The organism is Lentzea waywayandensis (assembly GCF_900115955.1).
GTDB lineage: Bacteria > Actinomycetota > Actinomycetes > Mycobacteriales > Pseudonocardiaceae > Lentzea > Lentzea waywayandensis.
Genome location: NZ_FOYL01000016.1, coordinates 18244 through 38089, shown reverse-complemented (window position 1 = coordinate 38089; position 19846 = coordinate 18244). Strand labels below are relative to the sequence as shown.

Sequence of the window (19846 nt, the reverse complement as noted above, 5' to 3'; positions counted from 1 at the left end):
ACGAGGTGGTCTGACAACCTCGACTCCACGTCCTTCACGAGACTGGGAGACCGTCAAAGTGGCAGTGGCTGACTGGGGCAGAGCGTCCACGGCTGAGGAGCACTGGGGGTCTCCTCAGCCGTGGCCCACGGGTCCGCTTCCCGGCGAATGGCAGGGCGCGGCCTGCTAGGTCAGGCGGCTTGCCACAGCGCGTCCGCCTCCGGCTGCTTGGGCTGGACCCGGTTCGGATCGGGCAGGTAGCTCTCGGTCGGCAGCGTCACGTACGTGATGGCGTCCGGTTTCAACGCGGTGAGTTTTCCCGCGAGGTCGGCCAATTTGGGAATCGAACCGATTCCGGTGTCCGTGACGATGGACTTCGTGAGGATGTCGGCGAGCTCGAGTGTTTTCGCCGGGCTCGCGAGCCAGTTCTCGTTCGCCAGTTTCTCGCTCAACGCCCGCATGAACAGCTGCTGGTTCTTGATGCGGTTCAGGTCGCTGCCGTCGCCGATGCTGTAGCGGGTGCGCACGAATGCGAGCGCCTGGGTTCCGTCGAGCTTCGTGGGCCCGGCCGGCACGTGCAGCCCGCTCTTCTCGTCGTCGATCGCCTCGGGCATCGTGACGTCGATCCCGCCGAGCTTGTCGATGACGTCGCGGAAGCCGTTGAAGTCGATCTGCACGAAGTGGTCGATCCGGATGCCGCTCATCTGCTCGACCGTCGCCACCGTGCACGCGGCGCCGCCGGTGGAGAAGGCGCTGTTGAACATGGCGATCGCGGCCGGCGGGTTGGTCCCGCACTCCGGCCTCGGCACCATCGTGTCGCGCGGGATGCTGACCACGCGTGCCTGGTCGCCCTTCGCGTTCAGCTGCACGACCATGGCGGTGTCGGACCGCCCGTCGTCCTTGCCGATGAGGAGGATGTTGAGGGGGCGGCCAGGCGTCGACGGAGGCCTGGGGTGGGTGATCTCCGTGGAGAGATCGACGGTCTTGAGATTGCTCTCCAGCCGCCAGTAGGAACCCCCGGCCACGACGCCCGTCGCGATGACCACGGCGGCCCCCGAGACCGCGAGCCATCGTTTCAAGTGGACGTTCATGCCTTCTACGGTCCAGGCTGTTTGTCCAGGTCCCGTCGATGGTTCGTCATGGTTGTGTCACAGCGTGCCTCAGCTGGTCGAGGAACCGGGCGTGGTCGGCCGTGACGGCGTACCTGGCCTTCGTGCGTTCGGTGGCGATGTCACGCCCGAACGGGCTTTCGGGGGCGAGGAACCGTTGGTCGGCGACGATCTTGCCGCGCGTGTAGCGGCCGGTGAGCTCGATCGCGAACCGGTCCTCGTGGTAGCTCGCGAGGCCGGGATCGAGCAGGATCGCGGCGGCCAGCGGGTCGTGCGGGACGAAGCCCTTCTTGCCCAGGAAGCTGCCGTAGAAGTCGGCGTAGAAGCCGAGGATCTTTTTCGGGAAGCAGTCGTGCGGGAGCGTGTCGAGCCACTCCTGCGGCGCGTGACTCTCCATGGTGACGTCGAGGCCGACGATGGTGAGGTGGGGGAAGCCGGCCGCGAGCACCAGGTCCGCCGCCTCCGGGTCGTGCCAGAAGTTGGCCTCCGCGTGCGAGGTGATGTTGCCCGGCACGTTGAGCGCACCACCCATGACCACGACCTTGTCGAGCAGCTCCGGGAGCCGCGGCTCGATCTGCAGCGCCAGCGCGACGTTGGTGAGCGGCCCGATCGCGAGCAGGCTCAGTTCCTTCGGGTTCTCCCGCGCCATGTTCGCGAGCTGCTCGGCGGCGCTCTGCTCGGTGTGGGTGGTCGTCGGCTCGTCTCCCGCGTACCCGCCGAGGCCGTCTTGACCGTGCACGTCTTCAGCGGTTGCCAGGGGCTGTGCGAGCGGTTTCGCGGCGCCCATGGCCACGGGGACGTTGAGATTCAGACGTTCGGTGAGCCTCAGCGCGTTGGCCGTGGCCTGCTGCACCGGCACGTTGCCGTGGACCGTGCCGATGGCGACTATTTCGGTGTCCCGCTGGGCGCGCAGGTAGTACAAAGCGAGGGCATCATCGATGCCGGGGTCCGCGTCGACGATGATCCGCATGCGTTCGATCATGCCAGTGGGGGAAGACATGACGGTTCGTCCAGCAGTCGTCGCCGATGCTCCTGCCGTTGCTTCGGTGCACGTCCAGACCTGGCAGGCCGCCTATCGCGGTCTGGTCCCGGACTCGGAGCTGGACGGCCTCTCCGTGGAAGCGCGCACATCGATGTGGGAGCGCGCCATTCCGCGCGGCGGGGTGTGGGTGGGGCTGGTCGACTCCGCGGTGGCCGGGTTCATCGCCGTCGGCCCGTCCCGTGAGCCCGATGCGGCGTTCCAGTTGTACGCGATCTACGTGCTGCCCTCGGCGTGGAGCACCGGGCTGGGGTACGAGCTGGCTCGTGCCGCTTTGGGCGCCGAGCAGGACGTGGTGGTGTGGGTGTTCGACGAGAACCCGCGGGCCCGGCGCTTCTACGAGCGGCTCGGGTTCCGCGTCGATGGTCTCGAGAAGACCGAGACCATCGACGGTGTGGAGCTGAAGGAGATCCGCTACCGGCTCACCGGCGTCGCAGGGTGAGCTCGTCGATCAGCACGCCGTCCTCGTTCAGCGCACGGACCTTCATCGTGGTCTTGGTGACGTCGACCGCGACGATGCTGTAGCCCCGGTACCTCGCGCGTGACCAGGTGACTTTGGTGTCCGTCGAGCTCGCACTGTTCTTCTTGTAGCAGCGCATGGTCGGGGTGCCGCCGGTGTTCTCGTTGCCCAGATAGGACTCCGGCGCGTTCTTGTAGAACCTGTCCAGTGCCTGTCCGCCCGCGCCCGCCGTGATGTAGGTGGTGCCGTCCTTGCTCGCCTTGCCGGCCTTGATCGGGTCGGTGCGTTCGTAGACGCGGTTGTGCGCGTTGAGGACCAGGTCGACCTTGTACTTGTCGAACACCGGCGCCCACTTCTGCTGCGCGACGCTCTCCGCGCCACCGCCGTCCGCCGTCGAGTACGTCGCGTGGTGCAGGTAGACGACGATGAAGTCGATGGTCTTGTCCTTGCGGAAAGCGGCGAGCTGCCCGTCCAGCCAGGTGAGCTGCCTTCCCTTGGTGTGGTCGAGGTTCGCGGTGTTGCGGTTGCAGATGTCGTTGCCGTCCAGGCTGATCAGCCCGACGTTCTGGTACTGCCAGGCGTAGATGCCGATGGAGCCGCTCCACGCGTTGTCCGGCATGGTGACGCGCTGCTTGATGCCGCCATAGCCGTTGGGGGAGTACCACTCCTCCATCTCGCGGTTGCCGAGCGTCAGCATCCACGGCGTCGTCTGCGCCATGAACTCGTTCTGCGCGAACAAACTGTTCCACCGTGCCGCGTCGTACTTGTCCGTGTCGGTGTGCCCGCCCTCGACGTTCGTCGTGCCGCCGTGGATGGCGTAGCTCAGGTTGCCGAGCGCGAGGTGGAAGGCCGGGCCTTGGTCCGCGGCGAGGCTCGTGAGCTTGCGCGCGTTGTAGCCGTAGCCCTGGTCGCCGAACGCCGTGAAGGTGAACGGCGTTGTCGCGGTCGCCGTCGGGGCGGTTCTGAAGGACGCGATCTCGTTGGGGCGCTTGCTGGTCGCGGGATCGTAGTTGTCGTGCCCCACGACGTAGAAGTACGTCGTCGCCGGCGCGAGGCCGGTGAGCTTGGCGTGCAGGTAGTACTGGTACAGGGGATCCGGGCCGTGCGGCGGGAAGCTGTGGTCGCCGTCCTGCCAGCCGATCTCGCTCTTGAGCGTGCGCGGTTCGGCGGCGATCTTCGGTCCGAACTCACCGCCGTCGGTGGCGATCCGGACGTACGGCCCGGTGACCTTCTCCAGCTGCTGCCAGGAGATCACGACCTGCTTGGACGGCTCCGCGCCGAACGCGAGGTGCCGCCCGACCGGCCTGATCCTCAGCCCGTCCGGCGCGGCCTGGGCCGGTTTCGTACCGGTGATCGCGGCGGTGACGAGCGCGGCGCCACCCACCTTGAACAACAACCGGCGCGAGTGTTCTTCAGTCATGTCAGGCCCTCTCAGCCGCGCCGGATCGTGAACTCGTCGACCAGCGCACCCGTCTCGGTGAGCGCGCGGACCTTCATCTGGGCCAGTGATCCGTTCGTGCTCGGCGTGACGTCGACGACGATCAGCCCGTACCCGCGATACCGCACCCGCGACCACGTCACCTTGACCAGCTTCTCCTCGCCGTCCTCCTGGTCGACCCGCATCGTCGCCGTGGCGTCCTTGACGTTGCCGAGGTAGGAGTCGGAGATCTTCGAGTCGGCCCAGCTGTTGATGCTCTCGCCACCACCGCCCGCGGTGATGTACGTCGTGCCGTCCTTGACGGGGTTGATGGTGCTCTTGATGTCCGCCTTCCTGGTGCCCTTGCCCGCCTTGATCGGATCCGTGCGCTCGTAGACGTGGTTGTGCCCGTTGAGAACCAGATCCACCTGGTACTGGTCGAACAACGGCGCCCACCGCTTCTGCGCGCCGACCTCGGACCCGTTGTTCCCGGACGTCGAGTACGTGCACTGGTGGCAGTAGACGACGATGAAGTCGATGTTCACGTCCTTGCGGAACTTCTCGAGCTGCGCCTTGAGCCAGGTTTGCTGCTTGCCCTCGGTGTAGTCGAGGTTGGCGTCGCTGTTGTAGCAGATGTCGTTGCCGTCCAAGCTGATCATCCCGACGTTCTGGTACCGCCAGGAGTAGATGCAGGTGGACCCGTCCCAGGCGTTGTCGGGCATGGTGAACCTCGCCCGCATGCCGCCATAACCGTGGTTGTCGTACCAGCTCTCCATCTCGTGGTTGCCGAGCGAGACCATCCACGGAACCTCAGCCGCCACGAGCTCGTTCTGCGCGAAGAACGAATCCCACTTCCGCGCGTCGTACTTGTCGGTCTCCGGCCGCCCACCCTCACCGTCGTTGGCGTAACTCATGTCGCCCATGGCGAGGTGGAACCGCGGCCCCAGATCGGCGATGAGACTGTTGGTGGCCAACGCGTTGTGCCCGACCCCCTGATCCCCGAAGGCCGTGAACGAGAACGCCGTCTTCGCGGTGGCGACCGGTGCCGTCCGGAAGGTCGCAGGCTCTTGCGGCTCAAATCCTTGATGCCCCACCACGTAGTAGTACGTCGTGTTCGGCACCAGATCGTCGAGCCGGACGTGCAGGTAGTACTGCGTGACGGCCTTGCCGAGGTGCGGCGAGATGGTGAAGAGCGGCTCCCGCTCCTGCCAGGCCAAGTCGCTGGTAAGCGCCCTCACCTCCGCAGGCAACCTCTCCCCGTACTCACCGGCTTTCGTGCCGACCCGCAGGTAGGGCGCTTGAACGTTGGCAGGCGCCTGCCACGACACCACTATTTGTGTCGATGGATTCGCCCCGAACGCGATGTGCCGCCCGAACGGCCGGAGAACACTCCCGTTGACCGTCTCCTTGAGCAACACGGCCGGCACCGCAAACCCACTGGCCGAAGCGGCGCCCACCAATCCCGACGTGGCGAGCACGGCCCCGCCCACCGCCCCGGCCCGGAAGAGCCCGCGCCGCGAGTACCTCCGCTGGGCGTCCTCGTAGAGTTCCTGAAGGCGTGGACCGTTCGGTGACCTGCGTCGCGGAGGCTCACTCATGAGCCCGAAATTAGGAAACCTTGTTTACAGCGGTCAATGACCGTTGGGGCACAACAGGAGCTTCTGCCGGTACTTTTGCTGGTTCGCTCGCCCGTCCGCGAATCGGCAGAATCCGGTCAGGTCCGACTTCGGCATCAAGGGCTACCTCAGTGTCCACAATGCCCCGCCACCCACTCAGGCAGAACCGCTTAACATCAGTGGTCCGATGCCGGAGCAGGGAGCCGCCATGGTGTTCCGTCGCAACCTGGAGTCACGCGAGGCCGACATAGCCGGCGAGGTGTTCGGCGACGCCCTGGACATCAGTGTCCTGACCCTCGCCGAAGGCGGCCTGCTGGGCAGCTTCGGCGTAGCCCGCACCCTGCCCAGGCTCGTCACCTTCCCCAAAGGCGTCCTGACCAGACCGCAACACCAGGCAAGATACGAGCGCTGGCTGGTCCACGAACTGACCCACGCCTACCAGTACCAACACGGCCGCAGCGTGCTGAGCCTGCTCCCGACCGCCATGGCGGGGTTCTTCGTGAAGGGCCTCTACGACTACGGCGGCACGGAAGGCCTGCGCGGGAAGTCGTTCGCCGACTTCAACACCGAACAGCAGGCCAACATCATCGCCGACTACTACTACCTGAGCACGTACGAGCCGCACCGCGACCTGTCGGCCTACGAGCCGTACATCAGCCACGTCCGGTCGGGCGGGTGACCACACAGATCCAGCAGGCATCCTCGTAGCCACCGAACGCCCGTTCACCCTGGAGCGCGCCGCCATGAAGTACACCGTCTCGATCGAGATCGCTCTGCCGCGCGAGAGGGCGGTCCAACTGCTCGCCGACCCGGCACACATGCCGAAGTGGCTGCGGGGCCTGGTGCTGCACGAGCCGCTGAGCGGGGCGCACGGGCACGTCGGCACCAAATCGCGGGTAGTGATGCAGACGGGGCAGCAGAAGTTCGAGGGCACCGAGACCATCACGCGCCGCGAACCGGCAGACCTGCACGAGATCCCGACAGGGAGCGTCGTGCACTTCGAGCGCGAGATCGTCGGCGAGGGCATGTGGAGCGCCGCACGCGACCGGCTGACCGAAGCCGGTCCGGAGACGACGCTCTGGGTGAGCGAGAACGAGTACCGGTTCAGCGGCGTGCTGATGAGACTGGTGGGGATCCTGATGCCCGGTGCCTTCCGCAAGCAGTCGCTACAGCACATGCAGGACTTCAAGGCGTTCGCCGAGCTGGGGAAAGACGTGCGCGAGGCGAAGGACTGATCCGCTCGGTCTCGGCGTACGGCTGGTGGCCGATGGAAAAGATCAGGGCCCGACAGCGTTTCAGCATGTCAGGCCCTGATTTCACCCGGCGAAAGGTGGTGCCCCAGGCAGGATTCGAACCTGCGACACACGGTTTAGGAAACCGATGCTCTATCCCCTGAGCTACTAGGGCTGGCGACAGCAGTCTAGCGGGGTGGCGCTACCGAGTTGACCAGCGCCCCCGGCTACCGCGGACCGGCGCCTGCTCACGCACCGTGAGGGGCAGGCAACCGAGGCTGCGGCCGTTGGAGGGAAGTGAGGCAGGCCACCTTCTGCCGGGCACAAACGTCAGGTAGGGAGGGCTTGTGAGCAGACCCTGGCCCGACTTCCGTCCTGGCCCGCTTGGTGCCTTCAAGGCTTGGTGGCGCCGGACGGTGCCCAAGAGAGCTGACGACATCACCTTCGTGCCGCCGGCGAGCAGTCATCAGCAGGAGTTCGAGACGCCGTTGGCGAGTGCGGTGTACGGGCTGGACTTCCAGCTGAAGTTCACGGTGGTGTGGCGGCTTGATCTGGCGACGGGCCTCAGGCACAACTCGCCGCGTAGTGCTGCCATCCATCACGTTTTGCAGCGGGCCAAGGAGATCAGCGGCAAGGCGATGTTGGTGCACCACGCTGCTCTTCAGGTGCAGTTGGGGGATGAGCTCGCCACTGAGCGGCAGGTGCCTGGGACTCATGTGTGGGCTCGGGCGGAGCAGGTGAAGGTCTCGGTCGGGGATGACGACCTGGAGATGGCCAAGAAGCACATCGAGTTGTTGCGGAACTCGACGTTCAAGCTGGCGGAGCGGGATGTCGAGCGGGCGGAGATCCGGTACCTGCGTGACGAGGTGCTGACGGACGTCGGTACGGCGACGATCTGGTGGTTGCAGCGCAACGGGTATCAGGTCGAGGAGGCGGTCAAGCTGGCCGATCACCTCGCGGAGCTCGTGAAGATCGCGCAACGGCAGCCGGGTGGGCATTGGGCCGAGTCGTTGGTCAGCAGCGTTGAGCGGGCCATGCCTGAGCTCGAGGACGCGCATCGGAGGGACTTGAGGCAGCATCTGGTCAAGGCGTTGAGCGTGTACGGCGGGGCTCAGGTGGCTGCCGAGTTCGCTGATCAGATCGGGTTGCCTGCGGGCGAACAGCACACGAACGGGCACGTCTAGGCTGATAGAGGTGTTGACCCAACTTCGCAGTGCTGCTGTTGTCGCCGGGTTGCAGGCGCTCGCCCGGTTCACGCCCTATGCCGAGGCGGAGCTGATCGGGCTCCGCAAGGTCGTCAAGCCTGGAGACGTCTGTGTGGACGTCGGGGCCGCGTTGGGGCTGTACACGGTGACCCTGTCGAGACTGGTCGGTCCACAAGGGACTGTGCACAGCGTCGAGCCGCTCGTGTTCGCGCACCCTGCCCTTTCCTACGTGCTCCGGCCGCGCGAAGGGGCCAACATCAAGAGGCACTCGGTTGCCCTTGGCGCGGAGAGGCAGGGGCGCGAGGTCATGAGCGTTCCCGTGCGGCACGGGAGTCCTGTCACCGGGCGCTCGTTCCTCACGGTGGGGGCGAACGGGCTGGGGTCCAACGAGGAGTTCGATCAGCACCTGGACGTTCTGGTCAAGACGGACACCCTGGACCATTTCGTCGAGGAGCAGGGGATCACCAAACTCGACTTCGTCAAGGCCGACGTGGAGGGGGCCGAGCTCAGGGTCCTCGAAGGGGCCGTGGAGACCATCGAACGGCTCAAGCCCGCGTTCTTGCTGGAGATCGAGCAACGGCACGTCGAGCGGTTCGGGTACCACGCGAAGGACGTCGCGGACTTCCTGGCCGAGCGCGGGTATCGGATGAGCACGTGGCACGGCGGTGAGTGGGTGCCTACGCACAACATCGGTGACGAGATCAGGAACTACCTGTTCAGGGCCTGACATAAGTAGAGGACGCCGACCCCTGGGGGTGGATCGGCGTCCTCATCTCGAAGGCCTACGAAACGTAGACCTCAAGCTCGTACAGGGAGTATCCGTACTGACCGGCCCGTTGGGTACCCGTCATCCGGAGGTATCTCGCGTCCTGTGGTGTGAACGCTACGACATCATCGCCGCCATCGCCAGCACTTGTGGAGAAAACGTTCCGCCAGTTGCTGCCGTCATTGGAAATCTCGATGCGGTAGCCCCTGGCGAAGGCCGATTCCCACCGCAACGCCGCGCGACCGATTCGTTGCACTGAGCCAAGGTCGACCTGGATCCATTGGTTGTCGTTCCAGTCGCTGGCCCAGCGGGTGGTCGGGTTGCTGTCCAGCGCGTTCGACGGCGGGAGGTTGTTCCAGCCCGTTTCGTGGGACGACGCGGTGGCGGTGCGGCCGGCGGCCAGGTTGGTGATGTTCTGGCCCCTGCGGGACGGGAACTGCACGACCTGCTGGTACGTCGGGCGGTTCTGCCAGTGGATCTTGTCTTGGGTGATGCCTCCCATGGCGCGGTGGATGATCGTGTCCGCGCACCACTGGTCGCCCGCGGCGCAGTCGGCGTCACCTGGGTAGACGACGTTGGCGGGCTTGGCCACGGCCTGGACCAAGGAGTTCACGAGGGCCGTGCGGCAGCCGGTCAACGTGCCGCCGCCGCAGTAGGTCTGCGGGAACGCGCCCTGGACCGGGTCGCCGAGGACCTTGCGCAGGTCCTTGTCCACGTAGCCCCACCAGCCGTACTGGAACGAGGAACCCTTGTGCGGCGCGGCACCGTGCGCGTCGGACGGGGCCTCGTCGACCTGCTGGGCGCCTACCAGTGCGTTGAACAGGTCGTCGCCCAGCGACGGCCTGAACTCCGACTCCACCAGAAGCGGCCACCAGGCATCCAGAATTCGGATGGCTTCGGCGTGGTTGTAGGTCTTGCTGCCCTTCGCGGTCTCCTTGCGCAACGAGCCTGAGCGCTGCCAGTCCTTCAGCTTCTGCACGACCGGGGCCAGAGACGCGTCGACGGGAGCGGACTCCACCACGCGCAACAGTTCGGGCAGCACCTGCTCGGCGCGCAGGTCGGCCACGGCCGCCTCGGCCATGGCGCGAGTCAGTGCCGCGCGCGTGACCTTCTGGCCGGAGGCGATCAGAGCGCGCACGCGAACGTCGAGCAGGTCGCCGCGGTGCACGGCGCTGTGGCCGAACCCGCCGAACGTGAAGTCCTTGGCCTGCTTGTTGTTCCAGGACACGTAGTAGTCCTGGTTGATCGAGTTCGGGTGTCCGGCGAACGGCATGTAGGCGGCTGTGTTCTCGTCGCCGTTCCAGTCCACCCACTCGTACTCGGCGCGGCCCCACGTCGGCAGGTTCGGGTCCACAGTGGACCGGCGCACCGGGTTCAGGCCCGAGTTGAAGTACGCGGAGTCGCGGGAGTCGACGTAGAACCAGTTGAACGCGTAGCCGATCTTGTTGGCCGCGCGCTGGAAGTCGGCAGCCGAACGGATGGCGCCGGGATCGTTGAGCTCCTGGAAGCCGATGATCGAGTCGACCTCGTGCATGTACGTCGAACGCAACGTCGTGTACGCCACGACCTTGCCGCCGACGGTCGCACGGCTCGTCACCAGGCCGTACTTGGTTCGATACATCACCAATGTGTACGAACCGGCGGGTGTGCCGTCGGCGACCGTCGGCTTCCAGGCGTTCTTGCGCTCCAGCCGTTCCATCGGCAGGCAAGAGCCGTGGAACAGGTACGACGTAGAGGCCTTGGTGGCAGGGGAACCGTCCGGGTTGCACAGCTCGACGGCGTAGGTGTCGACGATGTCCTGCGCGGACGAGGTGGCGCTCCACGAGTAGTCCACACCCCGGCCGAGCTGCACGTACATCGAGACGCCCGCGAACGAGACGCCGCGCGAACGGATGCCGGGCCCGTTGAGCTCCTGCAACAGCAGCAACTGCGGCGCGAAGTAACCGGTCTGCGGTCCCCACACGGCGATCGGGTTGCCGGTGTCGGTGTGCGCACCGGAGACCGCGAGCGCGTTCGACATGCCGTGCTTCTTGTTCAACAGGTCCGGAGGCAGCACACCATCGGAGAAGATTCCGCGGGCCTTCGCCACATCGGAGGAAGCGGGAACAGCGACGGAAGCACCCGTGCCGCCCACCTCGTCGTAGACCATCCGCTCCGGCGTGATGCTGCCGGCGTCGGGAAGCGCCACGCCCTGAGGCGAGGCGGGCGAGGCCGAGTACGGGAACGACTGTCCGTCGTGGAGGGTCAGGACGGCCTCGGGGTCGTTCTGCGCCCGGAACGCCTTCCACACCTGCTCGCCGACGGCGGCGCCGTACTTGTTCTGCGCCGCCAGCTTCACCAGCGCCGACTGCACCTCGCCGCCACCGCCGGCACCGAACAGGCCGCCGACCACCGAGGCGATCGCCACCATGTCGGTCGACTTGAACGGCTGGATGTCGTTCCAGTTCGTGATCGAGTCGGCGTGCCCGGTCAGCACGTACTCGCCGGGGAAGTTGCGAGCGCCCACGGACTGCGTGATGTACGCGTTGATGCCCGCGGTGTAGTCGTTGACGTCGGCCAACGCCTGGCGCCCGCGCTCACCACCGTTCGCCGCGGCGGACTCGATCTGCTTCTGCAGATCCGCCTCGGTGTACGCGATCTGGTTGAAGAAGCTCTGCTCCAGCACGCGGTTGCCGGGCGCGCCACCGGCGAAACCGGTCAGCTGGCCGCGGCCGAGGTGGCGGAAGATGTCCATCAGCCACAGGCGGTCCTGGGCGGCCGCGAAGCCGGCGCCGAACATCGTGCCGGACCGGGTGGTCCCGGTGATGTGCGGCATGCCGATCTTCTTGTCGCGCACGATCGTCACGTCCGACCGCGGCTTGACGGTGCTCTCGACCTGGTCGGACGGCACGCCGAACGACGCGTCGTTGAAGAAGTCGGTCAGCTGGCTGTTCGTCAGGCCGCCGTAGCCGTTGACCAGGGCGTCGTACTTGCCGAGCTGGTCGGCGGAGTGCGCGGGCCTGGTGCCGAACGCCTTGTGGGTGAGGATCTCGGCCAGCGTCGCGTTGCCGTTGTTGCCCGGCGGCACGATGTCGCTGCACTGGCCGAGGCAGTAGTCGTCGGCGGCGAACGCGGCCGCGCGTGGCTCCTCGGCCTGTGCGGCGGACGGGACGATCAAAAGGGAGGCGGTGACGGCGGCAGTCGCCAGCAGGGACGTCACCGGATTGGCTCTCCGCATCGCGCGAAGCTCCTCTCCGTGCAGGGCAGGGCTGTTGTGACGCACGTTACTTTCCAGTAAGGCTATTGCGAAAGACCTTCGCGTTTTCTCGAACGCCCAGGAAGGCCCTGTATCGATCCCGAAACCCATTGAGAAAACATATGGGCAGAAACGACGCCAAACGAGACATCTGAATCGGATTGCCGAGGCTGTATCCGTGTTTCTGGTACGACATTCCACTGAGTGGGATTTCGATGTTTCGTCACTCAGGGTTCCGACGCCTCCCCCTAAACCCTGGTGGCATGCCTACGCAGCGAAGTCGGCGCGCTATTCCGGTAACTGTGAACGTTGCCGGTGATCTCGAAAATCCGTTACCACATGATGAGATAACTGAGAATTAACGTGGTCTTCGGCATGCGTACGCGAAGATCACGAACATGAGGGAGCACGGAACGCCAATGCGGGAGGCGTCGTGATCAAGGTTCTGCTGGCCGACGACGAGGACCTCGTCCGCTCCGGCCTTCGCATGATCCTGAGCAGCGTCGGGGACATCGAAGTTGTTGCTGAGGCCGATGACGGACACCTGGTAGCCGACCTGGCACGCCAGCATCGTCCGCACGTTGTACTGCTCGACATCCGGATGCGCACCTCGGACGGACTCGTGGCCCTGCGGAGGCTGCGGACCCTGCCGGACCCACCGAGGGTCTGCATCCTGACCACGTTCGACGTCGACGAATACGTTTCGGAAGCTCTGCGTCTCGGCGCGGCCGGCTTCCTGCTCAAGGACACCGAACCGGAACAGCTCGTCAAGGCCGTGCGCGATCTCGCGCGCGGGGGAGCGGTTCTCGACCCCGGTGTCGCTGCCAGAGTTCTCGCGGCCGTGGCCGACGGTGAACGGATGGCGGAGCCTGCGCGCAGGCTGCTGCAGAGCCTGTCCGAACGTGAGCGCGAGGTGCTCGTGCTGATCGGTCAGGGCATGTCCAACGCGGAGATCGGCGGCACCCTGCACCTGTCGGAGGCGACGGTCAAGGGCTACGTCTCGTCCGTGCTCGGCAAGATCGGCGCGGTCAACCGCGTTCAGGCCGCGCTGGTGGCCTACCGCGGCGGCCTGATCGCCTGAGTCCGGGACTTCAGTTCCCGGACACGATCTCGGGCACCTCGTCCACCGAGGGCTCGACCTCGACCCTGTTGCGGCCGTGCCGCTTGGCGCGGTACAGCGCCATGTCGGCGGCCGCGAACAGCTGGTCCAGCTTGGCCGGTCCCGCCGCGACACCGATGCTGACGGTGGGGCGGCGGACCGCGCCGAGCACCATCGTCCAGTCGTGCCCGTCGACGGCCGCGCGGATCCGCTCGGCCACGTTCGGGCCGACGTCCATGTTCGGCCCCGTGTCGCCGAGCAGCACCACGAACTCGTCGCCGGCCCACCGCGCCACCAGGTCGTCCGACCGGCATTCCCGCCGCAGCAACGCCGCGATCTCGCGCAACGCCGCGTCGCCCGTCGCGTGCCCGGCGTCGTCGTTGACGTTCTTGAACCAGTCCACGTCGACCAGCACCAGCCACGGCACCCGCCCGCGGGCCGCCGTCGACTCCAGCAACGCCGCCGCCGCACGTTCCAGCCCCAGCCGGTTCGCCAGGCCCGTCAACGGGTCGCGCGCCGCGGCCTCCTGCGCCGCCACCGCGAGCCGTTGCGCCTGAACGGCCACGCGGCGCTGCTCCAGCGCCTGGCCCAGGCCTTCCTGCAACGTCTCCCTGGCCGTGCGGGAGGCGGCCATCGACCGGCGCAACGCCTCGGCCTCGCCCACCGCGTCACCCAGGGCGTGGCAGATGTCCGCCAGCTCCGTGGAGAACCGCAGCAGCAGTGAGGTGTCGTTGATGCGTTCGGCGCTCGTCACCGCACGAGACGCGAGAGTGCGCGCCTCGTCGAAGTCGTTCTGCTCGCGACGCACCACGGCGAGAACCCAGTTGCCGACCGAGATGCCCCACAGGTCGTCGGCGTCCAGGGACAGGCGGAGAGTCTCCTCGCCCATCTCCTCGGCCTTGTCCAGCTGACCGACACCGGCCAGAGAGCGCCCGCACGCGCCGAGCAGCGCGCGCCGGTGCACCTCGTCCTTCACGATGCCCAGGCCCTCGTCGAGGTACGCCAGGGCTTCCTCGAAGATCGCCGGCGCCGCCGCGGGAGGCCCGGAGCAGGCGCGGAAGTTCAGCGAACCGCCCAGGCGCTGAAGGCAGTGCGCCAGCACGTCGGTGTTGCCCGCCCGCCGCGCCACCTGCACCGACAGCCGCAGCATGTCCAGCGCCGCGCGCCGGTTGCCGATGCCCTCCATCAGATAGCCGAGCGAGCCCATCGTGTGGGCCACCGCGGGGCTGTCCGAACGGTCGGCGTCGAGGTCCGTCCACCCCTCCGCGGCCAGTTCGAGGGCGAGGGGGATGCGGCCCAGGCGCCACGCCATCACGGCGCGGTTCACGAGGACGGCCGACCGAACCCAGCGGTCGGCGCCGGGGGACACCTTGGTGACCACCTCGTCGAAAAGACTGTTCGCCTCAGGCAAGCGGCCAGCGTTGAGCAACGCGCGGACCTCTCGGTCCAACCGCGGAATCTGGCCCGCTACCAGCGGATCGCGCTGCTCCACTCGTTCATCGACTCCGTTCCGACTCGCCGAGCGGCCCGCACAGGCTACCGGGTCGGTCGCGCCCCGTACCGATCGTGGTGCAGGACGTCATCGAGGGGTAGTCGGTTGCGCCAACCGTGACGTTCCAGATCAGGCGTATCGGGCAGTGATCGAACCGGACCAACGCACAACCACGCAACCGGACGGACCCTTGTGGGGATGTCCAGCAGACGGCGCAGCACATCTTCCCGGTAGAAGCTCACCCAGCCCACACCGAGTCCCTCTTCCGTCGCCGCGAGCCACAGGTTCTGGATCGCCAGGCACACCGAGTACAAACCCGCGTCCGCGATCGCGTGCCTGCCCAGCACCGCCGGTGAGCCCCGGTCGGGGTCGTAGGTGACCACGATGCCGAGGGTCGACTCCATGACTCCTTCGACCTTGATACGAGCGAACGTCTCCGCTCGTTCATGATCCAGCTGAGCTGCGAAGACACTGCGTTCGGCCTGGACGTGATCCCGGAAGGCACGCCGAATCGATTCATCCCGCACCAGCACGAAGTCCCACGGCTGGGAAAGGCCGACGCTCGGGGCGGCGTGCGCGGCGGTCAGCACCCGTCGCAGCACGTCGGACGGGATTTCCTCGCCGGAGAACTCGGCGCGCGTGTCCCTGCGTCGGTGGACTGCCTCGTACAGGTTCATTCGTGCGATCGTGCCTCACTCGAAAGCACCAACTTCACGCTGGAGAGGTGGCGCTGATCTCACCTGGGGCGATACACCGATCGGATGCGAAGAATGAAAGGTGGCTACGGCTCCGCGCTCGGATTCGGCGGAGGAGTCGGCGTGGTCACGTTCACCGGTGCCTGGCCGTTGCCGGCCCTGATCCTGCTCGCGGCGGTCGTGGTGATCGTCTCGCTGCGGACGACGATCGTCGGAGCCGGCCTGGCGGCGTTGCAGTGCTGGGGCCTCTACGCGACCTTCTTGGTGGGTGTTCGTGGCGATCTGACGGTCGACGAACACACGACCTGGGCGCTCGCGTTGCTGGTGCAACTCGCCGCGCTGGCCTTCCTGGCCAGCGCGGCGGTCCGTGTCATCGCCCTTGTGACGGGTACGGCAGCAGGGCCATCTCCCGCGCGTTCTTGATGGCCGTGGCGACCTGACGCTGCTGCTGCGGCGTCAGTCCCGTCACCCGGCGGGACCGGATCTTGCCCCGGTCCGAGATGAACTTGCGCAGCAGCGTGACGTCCTTCCAGTCGACGACGGTCACGCCTTCCTTCGCGAGCAGGTTCACCCTGCGCTTGGGCGGCTTCTTCTCGCGCATCACCAGCTCGCCTTCGACACGCCGGGCAGCTCGCCGCGGTGGGCCATCTCCCGCAGCCGGACGCGGGACAGGCCGAACTTCCGGTTGTAGGCGCGCGGCCGGCCGTCCACGACGTCGCGGTTGCGCAGCCGGGTCGGCGACGCGTCCCGCGGCAGCTTCTGCAGACCCCGCAACGCTTCCGCGCGCGTCTCCGGGTGCCGCAGCATCTCCTTGAGCTCGGCCCGTCGCTGCGCGTACCGCGCCACGACCTCGCGGCGGCGCTGATCCGCGGCGATCTTCGACTTCTTCGCCACGTCAGCGCTCCTCTTTGAAGTCGACGTGCCTGCGCGCCATCGGGTCGTACTTGCGCAGCACCAGCCGGTCCGGGTCGTTGCGGCGGTTCTTGCGGGTCACGTAGGTGTACCCGGTTCCCGCGGTCGACCTCATCTTGATGATCGGCCGGACGTCCGTGCTCTTGGCCATCAGACCTTCACCCCCTGCGCGCGGAGCCGGGCCACGGTGGCCTCGACGCCGAGCTTGTCGACGGTCTTGATGCCCTTCGCGGACAACGTCAGCGTGACGAACCTGTTCAGCGACGGCACCCAGTACCGCTTGCGCTGGACGTTCGGGTTCCACCGGCGCCGCGTCTTGCGTTGCGAGTGCGAGACGCGGTTGCCGAAGCCCGGCTCACGGCCGGTCAGCTGGCAGCGCACTGAGTACCTCCAGAAAGATGGACGCAGATTGAAACGACTTTCGTTTTCATCTACGGTATCTCACATGGAAACCGTTGTCGTTATGGTGGCGGGGCTGGTCGACCACGACGTCGCCGTGCGGGTGTGGCGCGACCGGCCCGGTTCGGTGCTCGTACGGCACGTAGCTGCGGAAACGTGCGTGCGTCGGTGGGTCGACGGCATCGCGACCGACGTCGAACTGCTGCACGGCTGCGTGTCCTGCACCGTGCGAGAGGACCTGCGCGAGTTGCTCGGGACCTTCGACGGCCACACGGTCGTGCTGCACCTGGACCCGCTGCTGGAGCCGGACGCGGTGCGCCGCAACCTCGGCGTCGAGGTCGAGTGCGTGATCACCGTCCTCGACGCGGCGACCTGGCTGGACGACGCCCTGGGCGACGCCTCGATGGTCAGCGACCAACGCACGGTGGCGCAGGTCGTCGTCGCGCAGGCCGAGGCGGCGGATGTGCTGGTGCTGCAAGGAGATGCGGACGAACGCACGCTCGCCGTGCTCGACCGGCTGGCTCCCGGCGCACACCGCTGCACGCCCGACACGGTCGTCGTGCGCAAGAGCTCGCGGCCGCGATTGGTGCCCTTGACACCCGAATGCGGTGTCTCGACAGCGGTTTTCACGGCCGACCGGCCGTTCCACCCGGCGCGGCTGAACGAGGCGCTCGACTCGTTGCTCGACGGAACGGTCGTGCGTTCGCGCGGCCGGTTGTGGGTGGCGGACGAGCCCGAGGTCGCACTGCACCTGGAATCCGCGGGCTGCGGGATGCACGTCGGCGAGGGCGGGCCGCGCGGGGGCAGGACCACTCAGATCGTGGCGATCACCCTCGGCGAGCCGGACTCCATCACCGCCGCGTTCGCCGAAGCGCTGCTCACCGACGACGAACTGTCCTTCGTGGACTCGATCCGAAAGCTGGAGATATGAAGCCAGGAATCCACCCCGACTACCACCCGGTCGTCTTCCAGGACGCGTCCACCGGCAAGACGTTCCTGACCCGCTCGACCGCGACGTCCGGCCGGACCATCGAGTGGGAGGACGGCAACAGCTACCCGCTGCTCGTCGTCGACATCACCGCCGACTCGCACCCGTTCTGGACGGGCACCCAACGGCTCGTGGACACCGCCGGCCGGGTCGAGAAGTTCAACCGCCGCTACGGAAAGCGAGAGCGCTGATGGCCGTTCCCAAGCGCAGGACGTCCCGGTCCAACACGCGCCACCGCCGGTCGCAGTGGAAGGCCACCGCGCCGGACCTGGTGCGCGTGCGTACGTTGGACGGCAAGGAACTCCTCGTTCCCCGCCGGCTGGTCGCGGCCTACAAGCGCGGGCTGATCTAGACGGGGTGCTGGACCGTTCCGTCCGGTGAGTCGCGCCACTGGTCGAAGGGACGGTCCAGCCTCCAGCCGGTGCCGTCGTGGTCGAGCACGCGGTTCTCGCAGGTGTCCGGATTGGACAGTGACTCGAACAGGTCGATGCTCCAGTCGAAGAACCTGCGGCACAGCAACCTGATCGTCAGTCCGTGCGACACGACCAGCACGGTCTTCGGGTGGTTCTCGTCCTTGTGCATCCGCACGGTCAGGCCGTCGAGGAACGCCGCCACCCGGTCGTCCACGTCCGCGCCCGACTCGCCGTTGGGCAGCCGGAAGAAGAAGTGCCCGAACGCGTGCCGCTGGTGCTTGAGCACCTCCTGCTGCACCGGGTCCTGCAGGTTGCCCCAGTCCTGCTCGCGCACCCTCGGCTCGGTGACGACCCGCTCGGCGTCGAGGCCCAGCAGCTCGAACGTCCGCTTCGTCCTCTTGTACGGCGACACGTAGGCCGCGACCTGGTCGTCGCCGATCAGGTTCTTGATCGTCGGGCCGGCGGCGCGCGCCTGGTCCTCGCCGGTCTCGGTGAGCGGGAGGGCGTGGTCGGGGATGCGGCAGTAGGCGAGCTCGTCGACGTTGCCGAGGCTCTGGCCGTGGCGCAGCAGAATGATCCGCACCTCACCATCGTGCCTCAGCTCCGCGGGTGCTCCGGGCGTTACAGTGCTCGGCGAGTCGAGGAGAATGGTGTCACATGATCAAGTACATCGCTCTGTACAAGAAGCCCGCCGACCCCGAGGGCTTCGACGAGAAGTACTTCGAGTCGCACCTGCCGATCGTGAACTCGGTTCCGGGCATCGTGCGCGCGGAGGTCGCCAAGGTGCAGCGGGTGGTCTTCGCGGGCTTCCTCGGTGAGACCGAGCTGCACCTGATCGCGGAGATGTACTTCGAGTCGGAGGAGTCGTTCAAGGCCGCCCTCCAGACTCCGGAGTGGGCCACGTCCGGCGCGAACCTCGCCGAGATCGGCGGGATGGAGCTGGTCGCGATGTTCAGCGCCGAGGTCGTGTCGTGAAGGCCGTCGTCATCGGCGGCGGCACGATGGGCGCCGGCATCGTGCACCTCCTGCTCGCGGGCGGGCACGAGGTCACGCTGTCGGAGGCCGACGCCGAACGCGCCGAGCAGGGCAGGCTCGCCGTCCGGCGCTCCCTGGACAAGGCGCAGGAGAAGGGCAAGCTCGCCGACGCGGCGGCGGTGTTCGCGAACCTGAGCACGGGTGAGCTGCCCGCGGACGCCGAGCTGGTCGTCGAGGCCGTTCCGGAGAACGTGCCGCTCAAGCAGAAGGTCCTGGGGTTCGCGGCCGAGAAGTGCCCGAACGCGATCCTCGCCTCCAACACGTCCTCGCTGTCGATCTCCGAGATCGCCGCCGGACTGCCCGGCGAACGCGTGCTGGGCATGCACTTCTTCAACCCCGTCCCGGTGCAGCAGCTCGTCGAACTCGTGCACCACGAGGGCGTCGACCCGGCGAACGTGGCCAAGGCGCGAACCTGGGCCGAACAAATGGGAAAAACCGTGATCGAAGTGCGGGATTCCCCTGGGTTCGCGACGTCCCGGCTGGGCGTCGCCGTTGGCATGGAAGCGATTCGCATGCTGGAGGAAGGTGTCGCTTCCGCCGCCGACATCGACACCGGCATGAAGCTCGGTTACCGCTGGCCGATGGGCCCGCTGGAGCTCACCGACCTGGTCGGACTCGACGTGCGGCTGGCGATCGCCGAGCACCTCGCGGCCGAACTCGGGCCGCGGTTCGAGCCGCCGCAGTTGTTACGAGACAAAGTCGCCCGTGGTGAGCTGGGAAAGAAGACGGGTGAAGGCTTCTTTTCCTGGTAGATA

24 protein-coding genes and 1 tRNA gene are annotated in these 19846 nt (G+C 67.0%); 12 read left to right on the top strand and 13 right to left on the bottom strand.

Going from position 1 to position 19846, the window contains the following annotated elements:
• Positions 1 to 170 precede the first annotated feature (170 nt).
• Both BM417_RS40290 and BM417_RS40285 read right to left on the bottom strand, forming a co-directional pair.
• Entirely contained in the window at positions 171 to 1070 is a 900-nt protein-coding gene (locus BM417_RS40290; RefSeq protein WP_093605378.1) for an LCP family protein, read from the bottom strand.
• A gap of 46 nt (positions 1071 to 1116) precedes the next feature.
• Positions 1117 to 2088 carry a nucleoside hydrolase gene (locus BM417_RS40285; RefSeq protein WP_093605377.1) on the bottom strand — a complete coding sequence of 324 codons (972 nt, stop codon included), beginning with the start codon at positions 2086 to 2088 and terminating at the stop codon, positions 1117 to 1119.
• Between BM417_RS40285 and BM417_RS40280 the strand changes: the two genes are divergently transcribed.
• The gene (locus BM417_RS40280; RefSeq protein ID WP_093605376.1) at positions 2087 to 2569 is read left to right on the top strand and encodes a GNAT family N-acetyltransferase; all 483 of its coding nucleotides are present in this window, start codon (positions 2087 to 2089) and stop codon (positions 2567 to 2569) included. The two genes, BM417_RS40285 and BM417_RS40280, sit on opposite strands and share 2 nt — an antisense overlap.
• Here the strand turns inward: BM417_RS40280 and BM417_RS40275 are convergent.
• The gene (locus BM417_RS40275) at positions 2550 to 4007 is read right to left on the bottom strand and encodes a purple acid phosphatase family protein (RefSeq protein WP_093605375.1); all 1458 of its coding nucleotides are present in this window, start codon (positions 4005 to 4007) and stop codon (positions 2550 to 2552) included. The two genes, BM417_RS40280 and BM417_RS40275, sit on opposite strands and share 20 nt — an antisense overlap.
• An 11-nt stretch (positions 4008 to 4018) precedes the next feature.
• On the bottom strand, positions 4019 to 5602 hold the full coding sequence (locus tag BM417_RS40270) for a purple acid phosphatase family protein (protein WP_093605374.1): 1584 nt from the start codon (positions 5600 to 5602) through the stop codon (positions 4019 to 4021).
• A gap of 226 nt (positions 5603 to 5828) precedes the next feature.
• On the opposite strand from BM417_RS40270, the gene BM417_RS40265 reads away from it, so the two are divergent.
• Complete coding sequence (locus BM417_RS40265) at positions 5829 to 6299, top strand: hypothetical protein (protein ID WP_093605373.1); 471 nt, start codon at positions 5829 to 5831, stop codon at positions 6297 to 6299.
• A 64-nt stretch (positions 6300 to 6363) separates the two neighbouring features.
• Positions 6364 to 6855 (top strand): SRPBCC family protein, encoded by a 492-nt coding sequence (locus BM417_RS40260; protein WP_093605372.1) that lies wholly within the window; start codon positions 6364 to 6366, stop codon positions 6853 to 6855.
• A 96-nt stretch (positions 6856 to 6951) separates the two neighbouring features.
• On the opposite strand, the gene BM417_RS40255 is transcribed toward BM417_RS40260, so the two are convergent.
• Positions 6952 to 7027 (bottom strand) — tRNA-Arg (locus BM417_RS40255).
• 241 nt (positions 7028 to 7268) lie between these two features.
• Between BM417_RS40255 and BM417_RS40250 the strand changes: the two genes are divergently transcribed.
• Both BM417_RS40250 and BM417_RS40245 read left to right on the top strand, forming a co-directional pair.
• A complete protein-coding gene (locus BM417_RS40250) occupies positions 7269 to 8036 on the top strand; it encodes a hypothetical protein (RefSeq protein WP_143139007.1) in 768 nt (255 codons plus the stop codon).
• 10 nt (positions 8037 to 8046) lie between these two features.
• On the top strand, positions 8047 to 8784 hold the full coding sequence (locus tag BM417_RS40245) for an FkbM family methyltransferase (protein ID WP_177320881.1): 738 nt from the start codon (positions 8047 to 8049) through the stop codon (positions 8782 to 8784).
• Positions 8785 to 8839: 55 nt separating this feature from the next.
• On the opposite strand, the gene BM417_RS40240 is transcribed toward BM417_RS40245, so the two are convergent.
• Complete coding sequence (locus tag BM417_RS40240; RefSeq protein ID WP_093605369.1) at positions 8840 to 12040, bottom strand: penicillin acylase family protein; 3201 nt, start codon at positions 12038 to 12040, stop codon at positions 8840 to 8842.
• 451 nt (positions 12041 to 12491) lie between these two features.
• Here BM417_RS40240 and BM417_RS40235 point away from each other — a divergent pair, with 451 nt between their 5' ends.
• On the top strand, positions 12492 to 13139 hold the full coding sequence (locus tag BM417_RS40235) for a response regulator (protein ID WP_030481367.1): 648 nt from the start codon (positions 12492 to 12494) through the stop codon (positions 13137 to 13139).
• Positions 13140 to 13149: 10 nt separating this feature from the next.
• Here the strand turns inward: BM417_RS40235 and BM417_RS40230 are convergent, their stop codons facing one another.
• Positions 13150 to 14568, bottom strand: a complete 1419-nt coding sequence (locus BM417_RS40230; protein WP_322789016.1) for a GGDEF domain-containing protein — start codon at positions 14566 to 14568, stop codon at positions 13150 to 13152.
• 125 nt (positions 14569 to 14693) lie between these two features.
• A complete protein-coding gene (bluB, locus tag BM417_RS40225) occupies positions 14694 to 15326 on the bottom strand; it encodes a 5,6-dimethylbenzimidazole synthase (protein WP_093605367.1) in 633 nt (210 codons plus the stop codon).
• Positions 15327 to 15410: 84 nt separating this feature from the next.
• Here bluB and BM417_RS40220 point away from each other — a divergent pair, with 84 nt between their 5' ends.
• Positions 15411 to 15767, top strand: coding sequence for a hypothetical protein (locus BM417_RS40220; RefSeq protein ID WP_143139006.1), 357 nt, complete (start codon positions 15411 to 15413; stop codon positions 15765 to 15767).
• On the opposite strand, the gene rpsR is transcribed toward BM417_RS40220, so the two are convergent.
• The 4 genes from rpsR to rpmB are packed head-to-tail and all read right to left on the bottom strand — an operon-like array spanning position 15715 to position 16637.
• A complete protein-coding gene (gene rpsR, locus BM417_RS40215) occupies positions 15715 to 15945 on the bottom strand; it encodes a 30S ribosomal protein S18 (protein ID WP_093605509.1) in 231 nt (76 codons plus the stop codon). The two genes, BM417_RS40220 and rpsR, sit on opposite strands and share 53 nt — an antisense overlap.
• Entirely contained in the window at positions 15945 to 16238 is a 294-nt protein-coding gene (gene rpsN / locus BM417_RS40210) for a 30S ribosomal protein S14 (protein ID WP_093605365.1), read from the bottom strand. The genes rpsR and rpsN overlap by 1 nt, the downstream gene beginning before the upstream one ends.
• 1 nt (position 16239) lies before the next feature.
• Positions 16240 to 16407: a 50S ribosomal protein L33 gene (rpmG, locus tag BM417_RS40205; protein WP_093605364.1), complete on the bottom strand. Its 168-nt coding sequence runs from the start codon at positions 16405 to 16407 to the stop codon at positions 16240 to 16242.
• Positions 16407 to 16637, bottom strand: a complete 231-nt coding sequence (rpmB, locus tag BM417_RS40200; RefSeq protein ID WP_093605363.1) for a 50S ribosomal protein L28 — start codon at positions 16635 to 16637, stop codon at positions 16407 to 16409. The genes rpmG and rpmB overlap by 1 nt, the downstream gene beginning before the upstream one ends.
• 64 nt (positions 16638 to 16701) lie before the next feature.
• Between rpmB and BM417_RS40195 the strand changes: the two genes are divergently transcribed.
• From BM417_RS40195 to rpmF, 3 genes are read left to right on the top strand one after another with little or no spacing between them, the layout of a single operon-like run.
• The gene (locus BM417_RS40195) at positions 16702 to 17586 is read left to right on the top strand and encodes a GTP-binding protein (RefSeq protein ID WP_093605362.1); all 885 of its coding nucleotides are present in this window, start codon (positions 16702 to 16704) and stop codon (positions 17584 to 17586) included.
• On the top strand, positions 17583 to 17834 hold the full coding sequence (locus BM417_RS40190) for a type B 50S ribosomal protein L31 (protein WP_093605361.1): 252 nt from the start codon (positions 17583 to 17585) through the stop codon (positions 17832 to 17834). Before BM417_RS40195 ends, BM417_RS40190 begins: the two co-directional genes overlap by 4 nt.
• Positions 17834 to 17995, top strand: coding sequence for a 50S ribosomal protein L32 (gene rpmF / locus BM417_RS40185; RefSeq protein WP_093605360.1), 162 nt, complete (start codon positions 17834 to 17836; stop codon positions 17993 to 17995). The genes BM417_RS40190 and rpmF overlap by 1 nt, the downstream gene beginning before the upstream one ends.
• On the opposite strand, the gene BM417_RS40180 is transcribed toward rpmF, so the two are convergent.
• Positions 17992 to 18639, bottom strand: a complete 648-nt coding sequence (locus tag BM417_RS40180) for a histidine phosphatase family protein (RefSeq protein ID WP_093605359.1) — start codon at positions 18637 to 18639, stop codon at positions 17992 to 17994. The two genes, rpmF and BM417_RS40180, sit on opposite strands and share 4 nt — an antisense overlap.
• A 74-nt stretch (positions 18640 to 18713) precedes the next feature.
• Here BM417_RS40180 and BM417_RS40175 point away from each other — a divergent pair, with 74 nt between their 5' ends.
• Both BM417_RS40175 and BM417_RS40170 read left to right on the top strand, forming a co-directional pair.
• Entirely contained in the window at positions 18714 to 19031 is a 318-nt protein-coding gene (locus BM417_RS40175; RefSeq protein WP_093605358.1) for an EthD family reductase, read from the top strand.
• Positions 19028 to 19843 carry a 3-hydroxyacyl-CoA dehydrogenase family protein gene (locus BM417_RS40170; RefSeq protein ID WP_093605357.1) on the top strand — a complete coding sequence of 272 codons (816 nt, stop codon included), beginning with the start codon at positions 19028 to 19030 and terminating at the stop codon, positions 19841 to 19843. Before BM417_RS40175 ends, BM417_RS40170 begins: the two co-directional genes overlap by 4 nt.
• Positions 19844 to 19846 lie beyond the last annotated feature (3 nt).

Excerpts from the sequence above, each read along its gene's own strand:
- BM417_RS40290 (WP_093605378.1), bottom strand. The coding sequence starts at position 1,070 with ATGAACGTCCACTTGAAACGATGGCTCGCGGTCTCGGGGGCCGCCGTG.
- BM417_RS40280 (WP_093605376.1), top strand. The coding sequence starts at position 2,087 with ATGACGGTTCGTCCAGCAGTCGTCGCCGATGCTCCTGCCGTTGCTTCG.
- BM417_RS40285 (WP_093605377.1), bottom strand. The coding sequence starts at position 2,088 with ATGTCTTCCCCCACTGGCATGATCGAACGCATGCGGATCATCGTCGAC.
- BM417_RS40275 (WP_093605375.1), bottom strand. The coding sequence starts at position 4,007 with ATGACTGAAGAACACTCGCGCCGGTTGTTGTTCAAGGTGGGTGGCGCC.
- BM417_RS40270 (WP_093605374.1), bottom strand. The coding sequence starts at position 5,602 with ATGAGTGAGCCTCCGCGACGCAGGTCACCGAACGGTCCACGCCTTCAG.
- BM417_RS40265 (WP_093605373.1), top strand. The coding sequence starts at position 5,829 with ATGGTGTTCCGTCGCAACCTGGAGTCACGCGAGGCCGACATAGCCGGC.
- BM417_RS40260 (WP_093605372.1), top strand. The coding sequence starts at position 6,364 with ATGAAGTACACCGTCTCGATCGAGATCGCTCTGCCGCGCGAGAGGGCG.
- BM417_RS40240 (WP_093605369.1), bottom strand. The coding sequence starts at position 12,040 with ATGCGGAGAGCCAATCCGGTGACGTCCCTGCTGGCGACTGCCGCCGTC.
- bluB (WP_093605367.1), bottom strand. The coding sequence starts at position 15,326 with ATGAACCTGTACGAGGCAGTCCACCGACGCAGGGACACGCGCGCCGAG.
- BM417_RS40220 (WP_143139006.1), top strand. The coding sequence starts at position 15,411 with ATGCGAAGAATGAAAGGTGGCTACGGCTCCGCGCTCGGATTCGGCGGA.
- rpsR (WP_093605509.1), bottom strand. The coding sequence starts at position 15,945 with ATGCGCGAGAAGAAGCCGCCCAAGCGCAGGGTGAACCTGCTCGCGAAG.
- rpmG (WP_093605364.1), bottom strand. The coding sequence starts at position 16,407 with ATGGCCAAGAGCACGGACGTCCGGCCGATCATCAAGATGAGGTCGACC.
- BM417_RS40195 (WP_093605362.1), top strand. The coding sequence starts at position 16,702 with ATGGAAACCGTTGTCGTTATGGTGGCGGGGCTGGTCGACCACGACGTC.
- BM417_RS40190 (WP_093605361.1), top strand. The coding sequence starts at position 17,583 with ATGAAGCCAGGAATCCACCCCGACTACCACCCGGTCGTCTTCCAGGAC.
- rpmF (WP_093605360.1), top strand. The coding sequence starts at position 17,834 with ATGGCCGTTCCCAAGCGCAGGACGTCCCGGTCCAACACGCGCCACCGC.
- BM417_RS40175 (WP_093605358.1), top strand. The coding sequence starts at position 18,714 with ATGATCAAGTACATCGCTCTGTACAAGAAGCCCGCCGACCCCGAGGGC.